Genomic DNA, 16745 nt, shown 5'->3' with positions numbered 1-16745 from the left:
CCGAGCGCGGAAACCCTGCAAACACAAGGATCTTGTGCAAGCCAGCTCGACATTTGTCGAGCGCCGAAGCGTCAGGTGTCGCCTGCTGTTGGTACGCTTTGAAGGATGCAACAGGACGCGGAACAGATCGTTGAGCGTGTGGCCTTGAAGCTGGGCCGCGGACTGTCTCTGGAAGACCTCGACGGCGTCCTTCTCGCCTACAGCTCCAACCAGTCCCACGCCGACCGCGTCCGCGTGAACTTCCTCCTGAGCAAACGGGTTCCCAGCGACGTCAGCGCCTGGCAGCTCGCTCAGGGCATCTCCACAGCCGTTCGTCCCGTGGTGGTTCCTGCCAACGACGAACTCGGCATGTTGGGCCGCGTCTGCGTGCCACTTCTGGTCCGTGGTTTCCGGGTGGGGTACTTGTGGGTGCAGCTGGACCTCGAAGAACAGAGTGCGACGGCGATACTCGCCGAACTGCCCGGCGTCCGTGACGAGCTGGACCTGTTGGCGGGCTTGCTCCTGGATTCCAACACGGCCGAATCGGAGTTCCGGAGAAGGCGTGAACAGGAGTTCCTGTCAGCCTGTGGCGGCGAATCGAACGCCGTGGCCGCCGTCGCAGGTTGGAAGGAGGTCCAAGGCCGCGGTCCGTGGCAACTGGTGACCATCTTGGACCCTGGCGGCGCGAGGTCCGACGTCGACCCTATTGCCGCCACACTGACGCATCGATCTGCTGCGCTGCAGTCCACCATCGGCGTCAACGCCGCCCTGTTCAGCGCTGGAACGGAGACGCATTCGGTGGTCCTGTTCCGCGAGTCGGGCGGCCGGGCGGACCACGCCCAGGTTCTGGTGCACTATCAACTGGAGCTTGCCAAGCGCGCAGGCCGCAAGGTGGACAGGGTGATCCTGGGAATCAGTGAACCCTTCCAGGTTATCCGGCAGCTATCGGGCGCTTACCGGCAATCGAAGGTTGCTGCGCAGGCGGCCGCAGTAGATGAGCCTTTGGGCGAGCTCGTGGATGGCAGGGCTGTTGGTGTCTATCAACTTTTCGATCGTCTGGTAGCCCCGGGCGGTTGGGATGACACGGGATCGGTGCATTTCCGGGCACTGGAGGACCACGACAAGAACGGTGAACTGCTGCCTGTCCTTGAACTTCTCTATGACAATGACGGTTCAGTTCAGGACGTCGCCGCCAAACTGCACCTGCACAGGAGCAGCATTTACAACCGGCTCGGGCGAATCCGCCAGCTCATCGGTGCTGATCCACTGAGTGGCGCGATCCGGCTCGAACTGCATGCGGCCCTGAAGGCGCGGCGCTGGGCAGGTCGGCCGAGGATCTGAGGCTGCAGCTCGACGCCACCTTGCCGCGCCATAACCAAAGGAGGCAGGCACCCGGCCGTGTGCCTGCCTCCTGTCATTGCTCTATGAAGTTGGCATTGCCTAGGAGCGCCGCAAACGCTGGCAGCTCCAGCGTCCCATCCGCCGACGGAACGTGGCAGTCCGGCTGCTGCTGCAGTGCCGGCTATGCCACCCCGCGTGAGTGGAGGTGCGGGGCAGGCGCGTGCTCAACCGAGGACCTTCTGTGCCGCATCCAGGATGTCCTGAATCGCAGATTCACTGGTTTGCGGCGCTGAGGCGGCGGTGGGCTTACTCGGCTTCGGCTTGGACGTCGGTGTCGCAGTTCCCGTGGATGTCGGTGTCGGCGTGGGGGTGACGGTGGGCGTCTGAGTCGGTGTGGGAGTGACGGTTGGCGTCGGCGCAGGGGGAGTAGTGATGGTGTCCGACGGCACCTCGCTCGGCGCGGGCGCCGGCTGGGTGGGTGCTGGGCTGGTGGCGCCTGGAACTGCGGGGACTGCAGAAGGCGCGGCTGACGGAACCCATACCGGGTCCGCGAGCGAAACCTGCGGTGTGGCAGCCGACGACGGCGACACCGCCCCGGGTGCCTCCGCGATCGTCGCGGGCTGGCCGGCTTCCGAGGAAGCCGTTGCCCCTGATGTTGCGGATGGGGTCGAGGCCGATGGTGACGACGCCGTGGTGTAGGAAGCCCTAGGCCCGGGCGACGCCGAGCCTGAGGTGCGACCGTCGCTCCCACTGGCTTCCTGCGCAGGCGTTTCCTGGCCGAAGAACGGAAGATCAAGAGCTGGCCCCAAGGCGCCGGCCGTCAGCACGAGGCCAAGGGCGCCTGCAACCACGGCCATGCGCTGGCTCATGTGTTTAACAGACGCCGCTTTTCGCAGGACAGCCTGGGGTTCACGAGTGAACGAGGACGTGGAGCCGAAGCTGGACTTGGTGGTGGTTGCGGCAGACTGTTCGCGAACGTCCTTGCGGCTTGCCAGCGATGCCGAAGCCGTTGCGGCAGCGGCTATCTGCGCCGGGGACTTGCCGCGTGGGGACCCGGCCGTGCGTGCTGACTTACTGAGCGGGGGCCCAACGGGTTCGGGGTTGTTCTCGCGTTCGTCACCGGCAGAGACCACGGGTATGGCCGCAGTTGCAGGTTCCGGCGTTGCTGGCTGCATCACGGGTATGGCCGCAGTTGCGGGTTCCTGGGCGCTGGACTCCCGCGAATCCGGTTCCATGCCGGCCGGCGGCACGATGGGAATGGCCGCGGTGGGTGGGCCTGGTGTGGTGGATTTCTGAGCTGCCGAGGGTTTTGCGACGGGGGGTTTTGCGATAGCGGGGATGGCGGCAGTTGCCGGTTCCGCCTGTTCGGATTGCTCCATCGCCGGCTGTGAGGCCGGCGCAACGGGCGCGATCACAGCCTGAGCGGCACGCTCACGCTCGGCCGCACGAATTTCCGCACGCGTGGCGGGGGTCGCGACGGTGGGTGTGACCGCAGTGGCGGGTTCCGGCGTCGTGCCTGTGCTTGTTGGGCCCGCCGGGTTCTGGACCGCAGCGGCTGAATCTGTTGGTGCGCCGGTGAGGGATCCGCTGGGTTGGGCCCGACGGCGTCCGGTTGGCTTGGTGCGCTCGCCGTCAGTCTGGTCGCGGCGCGGCTGATCCATGGTTGGGGACATGGTTGTTGCCTCTCAACGCCTTCGAGGTTAGCTGTCGGGTTCGGACGAGGCCGTCCGGCCGCCTAAGCGGCTTCACCCCAAGGACTTGGAAACCAAGCCCGGGAACTGTGGGTCCCCCGCCTCTGCCGCGGGTCTGGCGGATCCCGGATTGCGGCAGAGCTCGGCGTCAATCCGGAAGCGGCCCAGCGGAGATACGGGTCGCCCTACGACGGTACATGAGCCGGAAAGTAAAGTCACATTAATATAACGGGCGGTACGTCTGCCCAAGCGGCGCGGTTCTATGACTTAGGCTTCGGGGCCGGTGCTGGCGCCGGCAACTCATGCTGGATCTTTTGGATCTGCACCGCCTGGTGGGTTTCCGGCCGAAAGACTTCATCCACAACTCCCAGCATCCCACCGGTAGCTCCGCGACGAAGGTTCCCTCCGCCGTTCTGCCGTGAGGACCAGTACCAGACCCCCGCCAGCAAGGCCGGAACGCCAAGCACTGCAGCCAACACGAGCAAGATATCCATGGCACAACACTAGCTTCGGCGGGCACCGGCAGGTAGACATTGTCTATGGACCTGCCCGTGATGCCACCCGTCTCGCCCATGCTCGCCAAATCCGTTCCGGCCATCCCCGATGTTGGGCACTACGAGCCCAAGTGGGACGGGTTCCGGACCATCGTCTTCAAGGACGGCGACGAGATCGTCCTTGGGAGCCGCAACGAAAAGCCGATGACCCGCTACTTTCCGGAAGTGGTGGAGGCCCTCAGAAAGAACCTGCCGGACAAATGCGTGATCGACGGCGAGATCATCCTGATCGAGGGCAACCGGCTCGAATTCGAGGTGCTCCAGCAGCGGATCCACCCCGCCGACAGCCGGGTGAGGATGCTCGCCGAGAAAACTCCTGCGTCCATGGTTGCCTTCGATATCCTCGCGCTTGGCGATGAGAACCTGATGGACAAGCCGTTCTCCGAGCGTCGCGCCATTCTGGAACACGCTCTCGCCAAGGCCGAGCCGCCTGTCTACGTAACCCCCGCAGTGACCGATCTGGAACGCGCGCAGGACTGGTTTGTGCAGTTGGAAGGGGCGGGCTTGGATGGTGTGCTGTCCAAGCCGTTGGATGGGGCCTACCTACCCAACAAGCGCGTGATGTTCAAGACCAAACACGAGCGCACAGCGGACTGCGTTGTGGCGGGATTCCGCTGGCACAAGACCGCGAAAGTTGTGGGCTCCATGCTGCTCGGCCTGCACGATGACACTGGTCGGCTGCACCATGTGGGAGTGGTAGCGTCGTTCCCCATGGCCAAGCGCGAGGCCTTGGTGGCTGAGCTTGAGCCGTATCAGATTGAACTCGGCGAGCACCCGTGGGGCGAGTGGGCCAAGCAGGACGAATCATCCGGGGGATCGCGCATGCCCGGCGCCCAAAGCCGGTGGAGCGGGGGCAAGGATTTCTCCTTCGTCCCGCTGCGCCCCGAACTCGTGATCGAAGTGGCCTACGACTACATGGAGGGGGACAGGTTCCGGCACACCACGCAGTTCCGCAGGTGGCGGCCGGACAGGACCCCTGAGAGTTGCACGTACTCACAGTTGGAAGAGCCCGTTGCGTACGATCTCGGGGAGATCCTGAAGCTGTCCTGAGTACGTGATGAACCCGCTGTTACGTCACTGGCACGTAACAGCGGGTTGGCAACGTAGTTACTCCTCGTGGCCTTGGTCGCTGCTCATGCTGCCTTCGGCGGGCGGGGTTTCACCCGGAGGAACTCCACCGCCGGGCTCCAACCCGGTGACGTTGCCGTCCAGCGGGTCCGGGTTTGCGGAGGCTGCGGGATCTTCGTCCTCTTCCTGGCGCATGTCGGGATCCTCGTGGATGCTGTCGGCATCGGACGTAGTGTCGTAGGGTCCTGTAGCACCGGTGGCGCCGAAGCCTTGGGTCTCTTCTTTCGAGTCTTTGTCAGTCACGATCAGCCCTTTCGTAAGCAAACTTACTAATGCGCTTGCTCCGTCAGCCTAGCCGGGACAAGTCCACCTGGACAAGCGGCACCCAAGCCAAGCGCCGGCGTCGGGCGTCAGTACTTAACGGTGCGGGGTAGTGGCGGTGACGAAGCTGCGGATCGCATCCGCCACGGCCTTGGGACGCATGTGTTGCGCCACGTGCCCAACGCCAGGAATTTCCACCAAACGCCCCTGCGCCACTGATCTGGACAACCGCAGCGACCAGTCCGCGCCCGCCACCTGGTCGCGACTCCCACGCAAAACCAGGACCGGCACGCCGACGCCCGCCAGCCGCTCTTCGGTCCGGTAAGACATCATGACGGGAAGCTCAGTGAGGTACCACCGCGGCCCACACCGGAAGTAGTCCGAAATGACGATCCAGTTGGACGACGGACTCTCGCGAAGCAGCCCGTCCAGAAAAAGGGCCAGCGACTGACGGTGAACGTTCTTGTGCCGGGAGTCCACCACCGGCCCCATCAGCACCAGCTGCTTGACCTGCTCCGGGGCATGCAGGGCAGCTTCAATGGCGAATTGCACCCCCATGGAGTGGCCCACCAAAACGTAGGAATCGATGCCGCAGGACTTGAGGGCAGCGGCAATAAAAGCGCCGTACTCCTCCGCGGAGAGCTGATGCCCGGGCTTCTGCGTCCCGGCAAAACCGGGCAGGTCCAGCGAATAGGTGGGCGCGCTCGCAGCCAGGACTGCGTGCAGCCGCGCCAAGTACCGGTGCGATACGCCGATCCCATGAATCAGAATGTATGCGGGCTCGTTCCGTGGTTCCGCGCCCGGTTGGGGCGCGGGAGTGCCCTCCGTCCAAAGGACCCGTCCTGTCAGGCCCAAAACCTCGACGTCGGCAGAGTGTAAACCTCTCGTCTTGCCGGGCGTCTTCACTTGTTTTCCACGCGTTGCAGGAACACCGGAGCTTGTTGCCATACCGCTATTCAACAGCATTCCGGGAAGCGGGGGTCAGCTACGGTGTCGCTTTGTTCCCATCCGAGGGGTTGTCCGCCTCTTCGGCCTGCTTCTTCTTCTGCGTTTCCAGCCACGCCATGATGGCAGCCTGCCGAATCCGCCGATGCGTCCCCCGGTACTCCACCGGGATTTCGCCGCGATCGGTCATGTTGCGCAGATAAGTGTGCGAGATGCCCGCAAGCTCCGCGGCCTGCGATGTGGTGAGCATTTCCTCCACGCTGCTGACCGTCACCGTTTCGCCACGGCTCAGCCTGGCCAAGAGGTCGACGACGGCGTCCCTCGCCTCACTCGGCAGGCGGTGGACCGTGCCGTCCACGAACACGGTGATGTCGTTGCTGTCCTGGAGGGAGCGCGCCAGATTCCGGGCGTCGTCGGCGGGCAGGCCGGCCGTTACACGGGGAGCTATCAATGCCATGGCAGAAGCCTAGCCTGAGGCCCGCCCGTGTCTGGAGTGCCGCGCGCGCCTGGCGGGCCGCAGCGGATTCGGGGGTTCCCTGCCAGCAGTGCCGTGCGCACGGCACTGCTGGCAGGGAACCATCGAAACGGGGGCGCCATCGAAACGGGCGCCGGCAAAACGCTACTCCGCGTCCAAGTCCGTCTCCAGCAGCTTCACCAGTGCGTCCAGTGCAGCATCGGCGCCTTCGCCCTCCGCCCGCAGCACAACCACGTCGCCCTTGGCGGCACCGAGCGTCATCAGCGAAAGGATGCTGGCGGCGTCGAGCGCGTCATCGGCAGGTTCGCCTTGCATGGCAATGGTGACCTCCACTGGCTGCTCGCCCGCGGCCTCCGCGAACAAGGCGGCAGGGCGGGCGTGCAGGCCGGAGCGGCTGGCGATGGTAGCTGTGCGTTCGGGCATGGTTTCTCCTTTGACAGAAACAAACAGAAGTTAGAGGCCGAGTTCTTCGAGCACGGGGAGCTTGGCGCGAACCCAGTCGCGGGCTTCGATGGCACTCGGTGCGGACAAAGCGAGTTGCGCCAGTTCCTGCGCCTGCTCGAGGGTGACGGTCTTCAGCACAGTCCCGACGGCGGCCAACGAGCGCGCGGTCATGGACAGTGTGGTGACGCCCAAGCCGGTAAGTACGACGGCGAGGGCCGGGTCCGCGGCTGCCTCACCACAGACGCCAACGGGCTTTGCGGCGCCCTCCCGGCCCGAACTTTCCTGAGTCGCACCTTCAACAGTTAGCTGCACGAGACGGAGCACGGCCGGCTGCCAAGGAGTGTTGAGCTCCGCGAGCGGGCCCAACTGGCGGTCGGCGGCCATGGCGTACTGGGTGAGGTCGTTGGTGCCCAGGGAGGCGAACCCGACTTCCCGCAACACGGCGGCAGCAGTCAACGCGGCAGAGGGGACCTCAACCATCACGCCCGGCGTCTGGATGCCGGCGGCAGCACACAGTGCGGCGAAACGTCCGGCCTCGGCAGCCGTGGAGATCATGGGGGCCATGACCCATACATCAGCCTCGGATTCTGAAGCTGCCCGGGCAATGGCCTCAAGCTGACGCTCTAGAACCCCTGGTGTGGTGAAGTCGGTCCGGTAACCGCGAACACCGAGTGCAGGGTTGGGTTCGGTGGCGTCCGTGAGGAAGGGCAGGGGCTTGTCGGCGCCGGCGTCCAGGGTGCGGAGGACAACTTTCTTGCCCGGGAACGCATCGAACACGGCCTTGTAGGCTGCGGCCTGCTCGTCCACGGAGGGCTCGGTGTCACGTTCCAGGAAGCAGAACTCGGTGCGGAACAGGCCAACCCCTTGGGCGCCCAAAGCGGCAGCTGCCACGGCGTCCTTGGCCCCACCAACGTTGGCGAGGAGCGGCACCAAGTGGCCGTCCGCCGTCGTGCCGTTTCCGTCAAATTCGGCCAGGGTAGCGGACGTTTCGGCCCAGGCTGTGGCAGCAGCGCGCTGTTCATCAGACGGGGAAACAGCCACTAATCCTGCCGCACCGTCGACGTAAACCTCAGAACCGTCGGCCACGGAGTCAACGCCATGGGCAGCAACCACGGCAGGCAAACCAAGCGAGCGCGCGATGATGGCCGTGTGGGACTGCGGGCCACCACCGGAGGTCAACAGTGCCAGGACCACGGCGGGATTCAGCGTTGCAGTGTCGGCAGGGGCGAGGTCTTCGGCCACCAGGATGAAGGGCGTGTCCGAAGCAGGAATGCCGGGCGCGGGGACGCCACGAAGTTCGGCCACGATGCGTGCGCGCACATCCAGGACGTCGGTGGCGCGCTCGGCCATGTAGCCGCCCAGATTGTGGAGCATTTCGGAGACCGAGGCGCCGGCTTCCCAGATGGCCCTCTCGGCTGAGGATCCGACGTTGATGAGCTTGCTCGCCGATTTTAGGAGCATGGTGTCCTTGGCCATGAGCGCCGTTGCTTCGAGGACGGCTTTGCCGTCGCCGGAGGCGCTGTCCGCTCGTCCCTTGAGCTCGTCATGGACCGCCTGTGCAGCCGCTTTCAAACCAGCCACTGCATCTTCCGGCGAAAGATCCGAGGCCAATCGCTCTCCCGACGGCGGTTCGCTCACCGGCTTGGGCATCTGGCGGACGGAACCAATGATGCGGCCAGGGCTTACCCCTACTCCTTGGAAATTCTGCACTGAATCCTCTGTTCCTGCTTGTTGGTTCAGACCCGCCGGCGACGGCACCGGGAGCCTCGAAAACTAGCCTACAAAATTCCTTTGTGAGCCACTTCATATAGCAACGCTATAGGTGCTAGGGTAGCGGTTATGAGTTTCGATGACCAGCTTCCGCCCAAAATTCGGTTGCTTCGCGCAGCTGCCGAATTGCTGGCGAATTCGGAGGGGTCAGCGGTCTCAACGCGCCAGATCACCAAGCTTGCCGGGGTCACGGCGCCTACGCTCTACCACCACTTTGGCGACAAAGAAGGCCTGTTCGACGCCGTCGTATCAGCCGGATTTGAAGAGTACGTGGCGGGGGAGCGGGATTTTGCACCGTCCGGGGAGCCTTTGGAAGATGTCCGGCGGATGTGGGACAACCACGTCCAGTTCGGGCTGAGCCAACCCCATCTGTATCTGGTGATGTTCGGCAACATCAGGCCGGAAAGCCGCCCGGCAATCGTGGCCGATGCTGAAGTGCTTCTGGAGGAGATGCTGAACAAGGCCGCTATCTCCGGCCAGATCAACGTGCCGCCCCGCGAAGCGGCCCGCAGCATTTTGGCCGCCAACGTGGGCGTCACGCTCATGCTGATCGCTGAACCAGCGGAAGAAAGGAACCTCGAGCTCTCAACGATGACCCGGGATTCCATGATTTTTGCTGTCTCCACGGACACCGCCCGTGGCGCCGCAGCGGACGACTCCGGTAAGTCGTCCGTGGTAGTTGCGGCAATCGCCCTGAATGCGGCACTGCAGGCCTCACATTCGGACCAACTTTCCAGCTCTGAATTGAAGCTGTTCCTTGAGTGGCTTCATCGCATTTCCAGCAGCTCCTAAGGCTGTTCTCTCTCGATCTATATCGACTGACCCCGCGCCGCAGCGGGACACACGTTAGGAATTCACATGGCAACAGAGACCGTTGCGAAGCCCCGCACCAGCGCCCGTGTTGGTGTCCAAAAGTTCGGAACATTCCTGTCCGGCATGATCATGCCCAACATTGGCGCCTTCATCGCCTGGGGCCTCATCACAGCCCTGTTCATCGAGAAGGGGTGGATTCCCGTAGCCGAGTTGGGCGGCTTCGGAACCAACGCCGAAGGCGAACCCAACGGAGGAATTGTTGGCCCCATGGTCACGTACCTCCTTCCGATCCTGATCGCCTACACAGGCGGCCGGATGGTCTATGACGTCAGGGGCGGCGTGGTTGGTGCCATTGCCACCATGGGCGTGATCGCGGGTACGGACTCTCCCATGTTTATCGGTGCCATGATCATGGGCCCGCTGGGCGCCTGGACCATGAAGCAGATCGACCGCCTCTGGGACGGCAAGATCCGTCCGGGCTTCGAAATGCTGGTCAACAACTTCTCCGCCGGCATTTGGGGCGCAGTGTTGGCGTTGGGCGGCTTCTATGGACTTTCCTACGTTGTTAAGTGGTTCACGGACCGCGCCGGCGAGGTTGTGGAGTTCCTGGTCAACAACGGCCTGTTGCCGCTGACCAGCATTTTCATTGAGCCGGCCAAGGTGCTCTTCCTCAACAACGCCATCAACCACGGCGTGCTCACGCCACTGGGTATTCAGCAGTCGCTGGAACAGGGCAAGTCCATCCTGTTCCTGCTGGAAGCCAACCCCGGTCCGGGCCTCGGCATCCTGCTGGCGTACATGTTCTTTGGTCGCGGTGCCGCGAGGGCTTCGGCTCCGGGTGCAGCCATCATCCACTTCCTCGGCGGTATCCACGAGATCTACTTCCCGTACGTCCTGATGAAGCCCATCCTGATCCTCGCTGCCATTGGCGGAGGCATGGCGGGCATCGCCACGCTCAGCATCACTAACGCAGGTTTGGTGGCTCCGGCCGCCCCGGGTTCCATCATTGCTGTCCTCGCACAGACCGCGCGGGACAGCTATCTTGGGGTCATTCTGGCCGTCATCATTGCAACCGCCGTTTCGTTCCTCATCGCATCGGTGATCCTGCGCACTTCCAAGAACACGGGCGAGGATGATCTCTCCGCAGCCACGTCCCGCATGGAAGCCATGAAGGGCAAGAAGAGCTCCGTCTCCTCTGCACTGACCGGTGACCAGGCTGGCGCCCAGGCCGGAACCGTGCTCACCCGCCCGGTCCGGAACATCGTGTTCGCTTGCGACGCCGGCATGGGCTCAAGTGCCATGGGCGCCTCGGTCCTGCGCAACAAGATCAAGGCGGCCGGCTTCCCGGACGTCAAGGTCACCAACTCGGCCATCGCCAACCTCAACGACACTTTTGACGTTGTGGTCACGCATCAGGACCTGACCGAACGCGCCCAGCCGAGAACGGCCAGCGCCGTTCACTACTCGGTGGACAACTTCATGAACAGTCCCAGGTACGACGAAATCGTTGACTTGGTGAGGACCAGCGACAGCGAAGGCGTTGCGTCTGATGCTGGCACGACGGCGGAAGCCACCGCCGGTGCGCAGCCCACCGCCGCCGCCAGCTCAGCAGCCGCCACCCACGGTGCGCACGCCGCTGAACCGGCTTCCGCCGTCGACGGTAAAGCAGCCGACGGTCAAGCCGGCGAGGGTAAGGGTGTCCTGCTCCGCGAAAGCGTAGTCCTGAACGGTACGGCCACTGACCGTGACGCCGCGATCGACGAAGCTGGAAAGCTACTGCTGGACCGCGGCGCCGTGGATGTCAGCTACGTCCACGCAATGCACGAGCGCGAGGAATCCGTGTCCACGTACATGGGCAGCTTCCTGGCCATCCCGCACGGCACCAACGATGCCAAGGAACACATCAACCACTCGGCCGTGTCCATCATCCGCTATCCGGAGGGCATCGACTGGGGCGGCAAGCAAGTGAAGTTCGTGGTTGGCGTAGCCGGGCTCAACAATGAGCACCTCCACATCCTGTCCTCGATTGCGAAGATCTTCACCAACAAAGCACAGGTGGCCCAGTTGGAGGAAGCAAACTCGGTTGATGAAGTGTTGGAGCTGTTCGGAAAGGTCAACGCATAGTGAAGGCAGTCCATTTTGGGGCAGGCAACATCGGGCGCGGCTTTGTGGGGTTGCTGCTTCACGAGGCCGGTTATGACGTGGTGTTCGCAGATGTTGCGGACGCGCTGATCAGCCAGCTCGCATCGGCAAGCAGCTACGACGTCCATGAGGTAGGCGAGAGCCCAGCGATCAAGACCGTCACCGGCTTCCGGGCCTTCAATTCCGCGTCGCAGGAAGCCGCCGTGGTGGAGGAAATCTCGAGGGCGGATCTGGTCACCACTGCTGTGGGGCCGCACATCCTGAAGTTCGTGGCACCTGTGATCGCCCGTGGGCTGGCGGCCCGTCCCACGGACTTGCCGCCCCTTCAGGTCATGGCCTGCGAGAACGCCATCAACGCCACGGACCTCCTGCACACGGAGATCCTGGCGGCCTGGGACGATTCCGCAGGTGACTTGGACACCGTCGCGGTTTTCGCCAACACGGCTGTGGACCGCATTGTTCCCAACCAGGCGCCGGGCCAGGGCTTGGATGTCACGGTGGAGACCTTCTATGAGTGGGTCATTGACCGCACGCCGTTTGACGGCAACGCGCCCGTGATCCCGGGTGCCACTTTTGTGGACGAGCTGGGCCCGTACATTGAACGCAAGCTGTTCACGGTCAACACCGGGCATGCTTCGGCTGCGTATTTCGGATATCAGGCCGGCTTGGAGAAGATCTCCGATGCCATGGCGGATCCGTCCGTCGCTGCGAAGGTCCGGGCAGTCCTGGAAGAAACCAAGGAACTGCTGGTGGCCAAGCACGGGTTCGTTGAGGCGGAGCAGGAAGCGTATGTGCAGAAGATCCTGTCCCGCTTCATTAACCCGCACCTGCCGGACACCGTAAATCGTGTGGGCCGGGCGCCATTGCGGAAGCTCAGCCGGCACGAGCGCTTTGTTGGGCCCGCTGCGGAGTTGGCCGAGCGCGGCGTTACTCCGGTGGCCCTCCTTGAGGCGATGTCCGCGGCCCTGCGTTTCGATGACGGCAACGACGACGAAGCCGTGGAGCTCGCCACCTTGCTGTCCGAGCTGGGCGCTGCCGCCGTCGTCGAACGCATCACAGATCTGACGCCGTCGCACCCGTTGTTCCCGGCGGTCCAGAAGCTCGTAGAGGATCGCCAAGCCGAGTCCTGACGCGACGATCGAAAAGTAATAAAGGCTCTCCAGCGGGAGAAAAACCAGTGACTTCGGTCACTTTTGCTCGCTGGAGGGCCTTTCGGTTTTGAAGTTAGCCTTACCTTACTAATAGAGTCAGAAGCAATTAGGCAACACGTCTATGACTTATTAGTGAGTGGAGTACCGGCGTGAAAAAGAGGCTGTCGAGCTACATTGGGGCACTGGCTGCAGGCGCTGCCTCGCTGACCGTTACGGCGTGTGGAGGCGGGGCAACGGCGTCATCGCAGCCCGAGGAAGCCAGCACCATCACCATCGAGCACGCCCAGGGTTCAACCACCAACGTCCCGGTGAACCCGGCCAAGGTGGTCACGTTCGATCTGGGCGTTTTGGACACCATGAACGCGCTCGGCGTCGAGCCCACCGGTGTTCCCGAGGCCAGCTACCCGGACGCACTCAAGAAGTTCTCCGAGGCAAAGTACGCCAAGGTCGGTTCGCTCAAGGAACCCGACTTCGAAGCCGTCAGCTCCGCTGCTCCGGACCTCATCATCGTCTCCGGCCGCACGGCCGGCGCTTACGAGGAATTGAGCAAGATCGCCCCCACTATCGATCTCTCCGTTGACGCCGCCAAGCCCATGGAGAGCTTCAAGGCCCAGACCGAGAAGCTTGGAAAGATCTTCAAGAAGGAAGACGAAGTTGCCTCCAAGCTTGCAGAGGTGGACAAGACCATCGGGGACACCAAGACCAAGGCGGCATCGGCCGGCAAGGGGCTGATCGTCCTGACCTCCGGCGGCGAAGTGACCGCCTACGGCGCGGGCTCGCGCTTCGGCATCATCCACGACGTCCTGGGCGTGCCCACCGCGGCCGACGTGAAGACAGAAGGCTCCCACGGCGAGGCTGTTTCCTTCGAATACATCAAGGAAACCAACCCGGACATCCTCTACGTCATCAACCGCGACACCGCGATCGGCACCGTGGGCTCCACTGCCAACCCGATCCTGGACAACGAGCTCGTGAAGTCCACCAACGCCGCCAAGAACAACAAGATCGTCAACCTCGATCCCGCCGGCTGGTACATCGTGGGCTACGGCCTGAACAACGTCCAGGCCATGGTCACGGCAGTGGCCGACTCCGTCGCCTGACATCACGCATCACCTGAAATCCTGACGTGACAACTACAGCCGTGCGCCCCGCGGCAGCAGCAAGCCGCAACCGGACTGGCGAAACCGTCCGCCTGGTTGCGGCTGCTGCCGTTGTGCTGGTGATCGCTGTGGGCAGCATCTTCGTGGGCGTCAGCGATGTTTCGCTGGCGGCTCTGCTGGCGAACGACGCCGGCGCCTGGGAAATCTTTTGGGTCTCCCGGGTGCCACGCACCCTGGCTGTGGTCCTGGCCGGGATGGCCGTTGCCGTTGCCGGGTTGATCATGCAGCTCATGGCCAGGAACCGCTTTGTTGAGCCGTCCACGGTGGGCACGGTGGAGTCGGCCACGCTCGGCATCCTGGTGGTCACCGTGGTGGCTCCGGACTCTCCCCTTCTCACCAAGATGCTGGTGGCTTCCGTGTTCGCCGTGCTGGGCACCGCCCTCTTCCTGGCGATCCTCCGCAGGCTGCCCGCCCGGAACACCCTGCTGATTCCGCTGGTGGGCATCATGCTGGGCGGCGTCATTGCGGCGGTCACTACTTTCTTCGCCTACCGGTTCGACCTCCTCCAAACCCTCAGTAACTGGATGATCGGCGATTTCTCCGGTGTGCTCCGTGGCCGGTATGAACTGCTGTGGATCGTGGCTGTCCTGGTGCTGGGGGGCCTCTTTGCTGCTGACCGTTTCACCGTGGCCGGCATGGGGCAGGACTTCACCACCAACCTTGGCTTGAACTACGCCCGCACCATGCGGCTTGGCCTCATGATCGTCTCGCTGATCTCGGCCGTTGTAGTCACTACGGTGGGGGCCGTGCCATTCCTAGGCTTGGTGGTCCCCAACATCGTTTCCCTGCTCTTCGGCGACAACCTCCGCCGGGCCGTGCCCTGGACCGCGCTCTTCGGGGCGGCGTTCGTGTTGGTGTGCGACATCATTGGCCGGACCATCCGGTTCCCCTACGAAGTGCCGGTCGGCATGGTCATGTCCGTCGTGGGCGCCATCCTGTTCCTCTTCCTGCTTTTGAGGAAACGTCATGCCTGAAACTTCTGTGTCCATGGCACCAGTCGCTCCCGTTTCCACCCGCACTCGCTGGCGGGCCGCCATTCGCAGCACCCCGCCGGGACTGGTGATTGTCATCCTGGCGATTGCCGCCGTCGTGCTTGTTGCCGTTTTCCTGACGATCGACCTCAAGGGGAACATCGCCTACGTGCTGCCGCGCCGGGCCATCAAGGTCTCCGCGATGCTGCTGGTGGCCGTAGCGGTGGGAGTATCCACGCTGCTGTTCCAGACCGTGACGGCCAACCGGATCCTGACGCCGTCCATCATGGGCTTCGATTCGCTGTACATCCTGGTGCAAACCGCGCTGGCGTTCGTGGCAGGTGCCGCCACGCTGGCCACCGCTCCGTCAACGCTCAAGTTCGGGCTGGAGATCCTGCTGATGGTGGGATTCAGCGCCTTCCTGTACCGCTGGATGTTCACCGGAGCCACGCGATCCCTGCACTTGCTGTTGCTCGTGGGGATCGTCCTGGGAACCTTGTTCCGCGGCTTCTCTTCGCTGCTTCAGCGGCTCATGGACCCCAGCGAATTCATCATCCTGCAGGACTTGTTCTTTGCCAGCTTCAACAATGTGGACCCAGGCTTGCTGGGTGTATCCGCTGTTCTGATTGCCCTGGTGTGCGTCGGTGTGTGGCGTATGCGGCATACCTTGGATGTCCTGGCTCTGGGCCGCGAAGTGGCCATCAATGTAGGCGTCGACCACAAGCGCGTGGTGATGCGGGTGCTGCTCGCGTGCTCGCTGCTGGTGGCAATTTCCACGGCGTTGGTGGGTCCGGTGACGTTCTTCGGACTTTTGGTGGTCAGCCTCGGTTACCAGCTCTGCCGCGGTTTCCGGCACGCTTGGCTGCTGCCGATCGTGGTCTTGATCGGCGCGATCGCGCTGGTGGGCGGCCAGTTGCTGCTGGAGCGCGTGTTTGGTTTCGCCACGGCCCTGAGCGTGATTATCGAATTCACCGGCGGCATCCTCTTCCTCTACCTGTTGCTGAAAGGTTCACTGAAATGACCGCTGAGATGAGCGGAATCCGCTCATGATTACTGTCCGCAACGTGACCAAGCGCTACGGCGGCACCACCGTGTTGGACGACGTGACCTGCGAGATTCCCCGCGGCGGCATCACCTCCATCATCGGCCCCAACGGTGCGGGCAAGTCCACGCTGCTCTCCCTGATCAGCCGTCTGCAGACCATGGACGCAGGGGGAGTGTCCGTTGCCGGGCTGGATGTTACTGCGACGCCCAGCAAAGAATTGGCCAAGACCATGGCCATCCTTCGGCAGGAAAACCACCTGACCATGCGGCTGACCGTGCAGGATCTTGTGGCCTTCGGGCGCTTCCCGCACAGCGGCGGCAGGCCAACAGTTGAGGACCTTGAGCACGTTGAGGAAGCCATCCGGCAGCTGGACCTGACATCCATGGCGGACAAGTTCGTGGATGAGCTCTCCGGTGGCCAGCGTCAGCGTGCCTACATAGCGATGGTCCTGGCTCAGGACACTGAATATTTATTGCTCGACGAGCCGCTCAACAATTTGGACATGAAGCACTCCGTAGAAATGATGCGGCTTTTGCGGCGCTTGGCTGACGATCTGGGCAAGACAATCGTGCTGGTGGTCCACGACATCAACTTCGCGTCCTGCTACTCGGACACCATCCTGGCCATGAAAAACGGCCGAGTAATCCATCAGGGCACGCCCTCGGACATCATGCGCGCCGGGATGCTGTACGACGTCTACGACATCGACATCCGCATTGAAGAAATCGACGGCAACCGCATTGGTGTCTACTTCGCCTGACACCTTTTTCGGCTCCCGTTCCGGGGTTATCAACATACGGCCTCGGGCGGAAAACTCTCCGTCACGTTTGCAGGACCTCCCCCACTAATTAGAAGAAAGAGAGCGAACGCTCACT

General features: G+C 63.3%; 16 protein-coding genes and 1 riboswitch. Of the genes, 9 read left to right on the top strand and 7 right to left on the bottom strand.

What is annotated here, in order from left to right:
• The first annotated feature begins 105 nt into the window (after positions 1 to 105).
• A complete protein-coding gene (locus J7I86_RS18420) occupies positions 106 to 1320 on the top strand; it encodes a CdaR family transcriptional regulator (protein ID WP_214822178.1) in 1215 nt (404 codons plus the stop codon).
• Positions 1321 to 1544: 224 nt separating this feature from the next.
• Here the strand turns inward: J7I86_RS18420 and J7I86_RS18415 are convergent, their stop codons facing one another.
• A complete protein-coding gene (locus J7I86_RS18415) occupies positions 1545 to 2993 on the bottom strand; it encodes a hypothetical protein (RefSeq protein WP_214822176.1) in 1449 nt (482 codons plus the stop codon).
• 2 nt (positions 2994 to 2995) lie between these two features.
• A riboswitch (cyclic di-AMP (ydaO/yuaA leader) is annotated at positions 2996 to 3142 on the bottom strand.
• Positions 3143 to 3271: 129 nt separating this feature from the next.
• Positions 3272 to 3505 (bottom strand): hypothetical protein, encoded by a 234-nt coding sequence (locus tag J7I86_RS18410; protein WP_214822168.1) that lies wholly within the window; start codon positions 3503 to 3505, stop codon positions 3272 to 3274.
• 45 nt (positions 3506 to 3550) lie between these two features.
• On the opposite strand from J7I86_RS18410, the gene J7I86_RS18405 reads away from it, so the two are divergent.
• Positions 3551 to 4615 (top strand): ATP-dependent DNA ligase, encoded by a 1065-nt coding sequence (locus J7I86_RS18405; protein ID WP_214822166.1) that lies wholly within the window; start codon positions 3551 to 3553, stop codon positions 4613 to 4615.
• A gap of 57 nt (positions 4616 to 4672) precedes the next feature.
• On the opposite strand, the gene J7I86_RS18400 is transcribed toward J7I86_RS18405, so the two are convergent.
• The 5 genes from J7I86_RS18400 to ptsP form a co-directional block, all read right to left on the bottom strand.
• Positions 4673 to 4936 (bottom strand): DUF6480 family protein, encoded by a 264-nt coding sequence (locus J7I86_RS18400; protein ID WP_214822162.1) that lies wholly within the window; start codon positions 4934 to 4936, stop codon positions 4673 to 4675.
• Positions 4937 to 5050: 114 nt separating this feature from the next.
• Entirely contained in the window at positions 5051 to 5902 is an 852-nt protein-coding gene (locus tag J7I86_RS18395) for an alpha/beta fold hydrolase (protein ID WP_214822160.1), read from the bottom strand.
• Positions 5903 to 5939: 37 nt separating this feature from the next.
• Positions 5940 to 6356 carry a helix-turn-helix domain-containing protein gene (locus tag J7I86_RS18390; protein WP_214822159.1) on the bottom strand — a complete coding sequence of 139 codons (417 nt, stop codon included), beginning with the start codon at positions 6354 to 6356 and terminating at the stop codon, positions 5940 to 5942.
• A gap of 162 nt (positions 6357 to 6518) precedes the next feature.
• The gene (locus J7I86_RS18385) at positions 6519 to 6797 is read right to left on the bottom strand and encodes an HPr family phosphocarrier protein (RefSeq protein WP_214822158.1); all 279 of its coding nucleotides are present in this window, start codon (positions 6795 to 6797) and stop codon (positions 6519 to 6521) included.
• 30 nt (positions 6798 to 6827) lie between these two features.
• On the bottom strand, positions 6828 to 8528 hold the full coding sequence (ptsP, locus tag J7I86_RS18380; protein WP_214822157.1) for a phosphoenolpyruvate--protein phosphotransferase: 1701 nt from the start codon (positions 8526 to 8528) through the stop codon (positions 6828 to 6830).
• A gap of 129 nt (positions 8529 to 8657) precedes the next feature.
• Between ptsP and J7I86_RS18375 the strand changes: the two genes are divergently transcribed.
• From J7I86_RS18375 to J7I86_RS18345, 7 genes are all read left to right on the top strand, one after another.
• Complete coding sequence (locus tag J7I86_RS18375; protein ID WP_214822156.1) at positions 8658 to 9380, top strand: TetR/AcrR family transcriptional regulator; 723 nt, start codon at positions 8658 to 8660, stop codon at positions 9378 to 9380.
• A gap of 66 nt (positions 9381 to 9446) precedes the next feature.
• Positions 9447 to 11525: a PTS mannitol transporter subunit IICBA gene (locus tag J7I86_RS18370; protein ID WP_214822152.1), complete on the top strand. Its 2079-nt coding sequence runs from the start codon at positions 9447 to 9449 to the stop codon at positions 11523 to 11525.
• Positions 11525 to 12673: a mannitol-1-phosphate 5-dehydrogenase gene (locus J7I86_RS18365; protein WP_214822151.1), complete on the top strand. Its 1149-nt coding sequence runs from the start codon at positions 11525 to 11527 to the stop codon at positions 12671 to 12673. The genes J7I86_RS18370 and J7I86_RS18365 overlap by 1 nt, the downstream gene beginning before the upstream one ends.
• Positions 12674 to 12843: 170 nt before the next feature.
• Entirely contained in the window at positions 12844 to 13794 is a 951-nt protein-coding gene (locus J7I86_RS18360; protein WP_214822150.1) for a siderophore ABC transporter substrate-binding protein, read from the top strand.
• Between the two features lie 26 nt (positions 13795 to 13820).
• Entirely contained in the window at positions 13821 to 14828 is a 1008-nt protein-coding gene (locus J7I86_RS18355; protein WP_214822149.1) for an ABC transporter permease, read from the top strand.
• The gene (locus tag J7I86_RS18350; protein WP_286179995.1) at positions 14821 to 15846 is read left to right on the top strand and encodes an iron chelate uptake ABC transporter family permease subunit; all 1026 of its coding nucleotides are present in this window, start codon (positions 14821 to 14823) and stop codon (positions 15844 to 15846) included. Before J7I86_RS18355 ends, J7I86_RS18350 begins: the two co-directional genes overlap by 8 nt.
• Before the next feature lie 25 nt (positions 15847 to 15871).
• Positions 15872 to 16630 carry an ABC transporter ATP-binding protein gene (locus tag J7I86_RS18345; protein WP_214822148.1) on the top strand — a complete coding sequence of 253 codons (759 nt, stop codon included), beginning with the start codon at positions 15872 to 15874 and terminating at the stop codon, positions 16628 to 16630.
• Positions 16631 to 16745 lie beyond the last annotated feature (115 nt).

This window comes from Arthrobacter sp. ISL-95 (assembly GCF_018613695.1).
Lineage (GTDB): Bacteria > Actinomycetota > Actinomycetes > Actinomycetales > Micrococcaceae > Arthrobacter.
The sequence above is the reverse complement of the archived record's forward strand: the minus strand, read 5'-3'. Positions and strand labels throughout refer to the sequence as shown.

Bases quoted from the DNA above. Each gene is read 5' to 3' on its own strand.
- J7I86_RS18420 (WP_214822178.1), top strand. From the start codon at position 106: ATGCAACAGGACGCGGAACAGATCGTTGAGCGTGTGGCCTTGAAGCTG.
- J7I86_RS18415 (WP_214822176.1), bottom strand. From the start codon at position 2,993: ATGTCCCCAACCATGGATCAGCCGCGCCGCGACCAGACTGACGGCGAG.
- J7I86_RS18410 (WP_214822168.1), bottom strand. From the start codon at position 3,505: ATGGATATCTTGCTCGTGTTGGCTGCAGTGCTTGGCGTTCCGGCCTTG.
- J7I86_RS18405 (WP_214822166.1), top strand. From the start codon at position 3,551: ATGGACCTGCCCGTGATGCCACCCGTCTCGCCCATGCTCGCCAAATCC.
- J7I86_RS18395 (WP_214822160.1), bottom strand. From the start codon at position 5,902: ATGGCAACAAGCTCCGGTGTTCCTGCAACGCGTGGAAAACAAGTGAAG.
- J7I86_RS18390 (WP_214822159.1), bottom strand. From the start codon at position 6,356: ATGGCATTGATAGCTCCCCGTGTAACGGCCGGCCTGCCCGCCGACGAC.
- J7I86_RS18385 (WP_214822158.1), bottom strand. From the start codon at position 6,797: ATGCCCGAACGCACAGCTACCATCGCCAGCCGCTCCGGCCTGCACGCC.
- J7I86_RS18375 (WP_214822156.1), top strand. From the start codon at position 8,658: ATGAGTTTCGATGACCAGCTTCCGCCCAAAATTCGGTTGCTTCGCGCA.
- J7I86_RS18370 (WP_214822152.1), top strand. From the start codon at position 9,447: ATGGCAACAGAGACCGTTGCGAAGCCCCGCACCAGCGCCCGTGTTGGT.
- J7I86_RS18350 (WP_286179995.1), top strand. From the start codon at position 14,821: ATGCCTGAAACTTCTGTGTCCATGGCACCAGTCGCTCCCGTTTCCACC.
- J7I86_RS18345 (WP_214822148.1), top strand. From the start codon at position 15,872: ATGATTACTGTCCGCAACGTGACCAAGCGCTACGGCGGCACCACCGTG.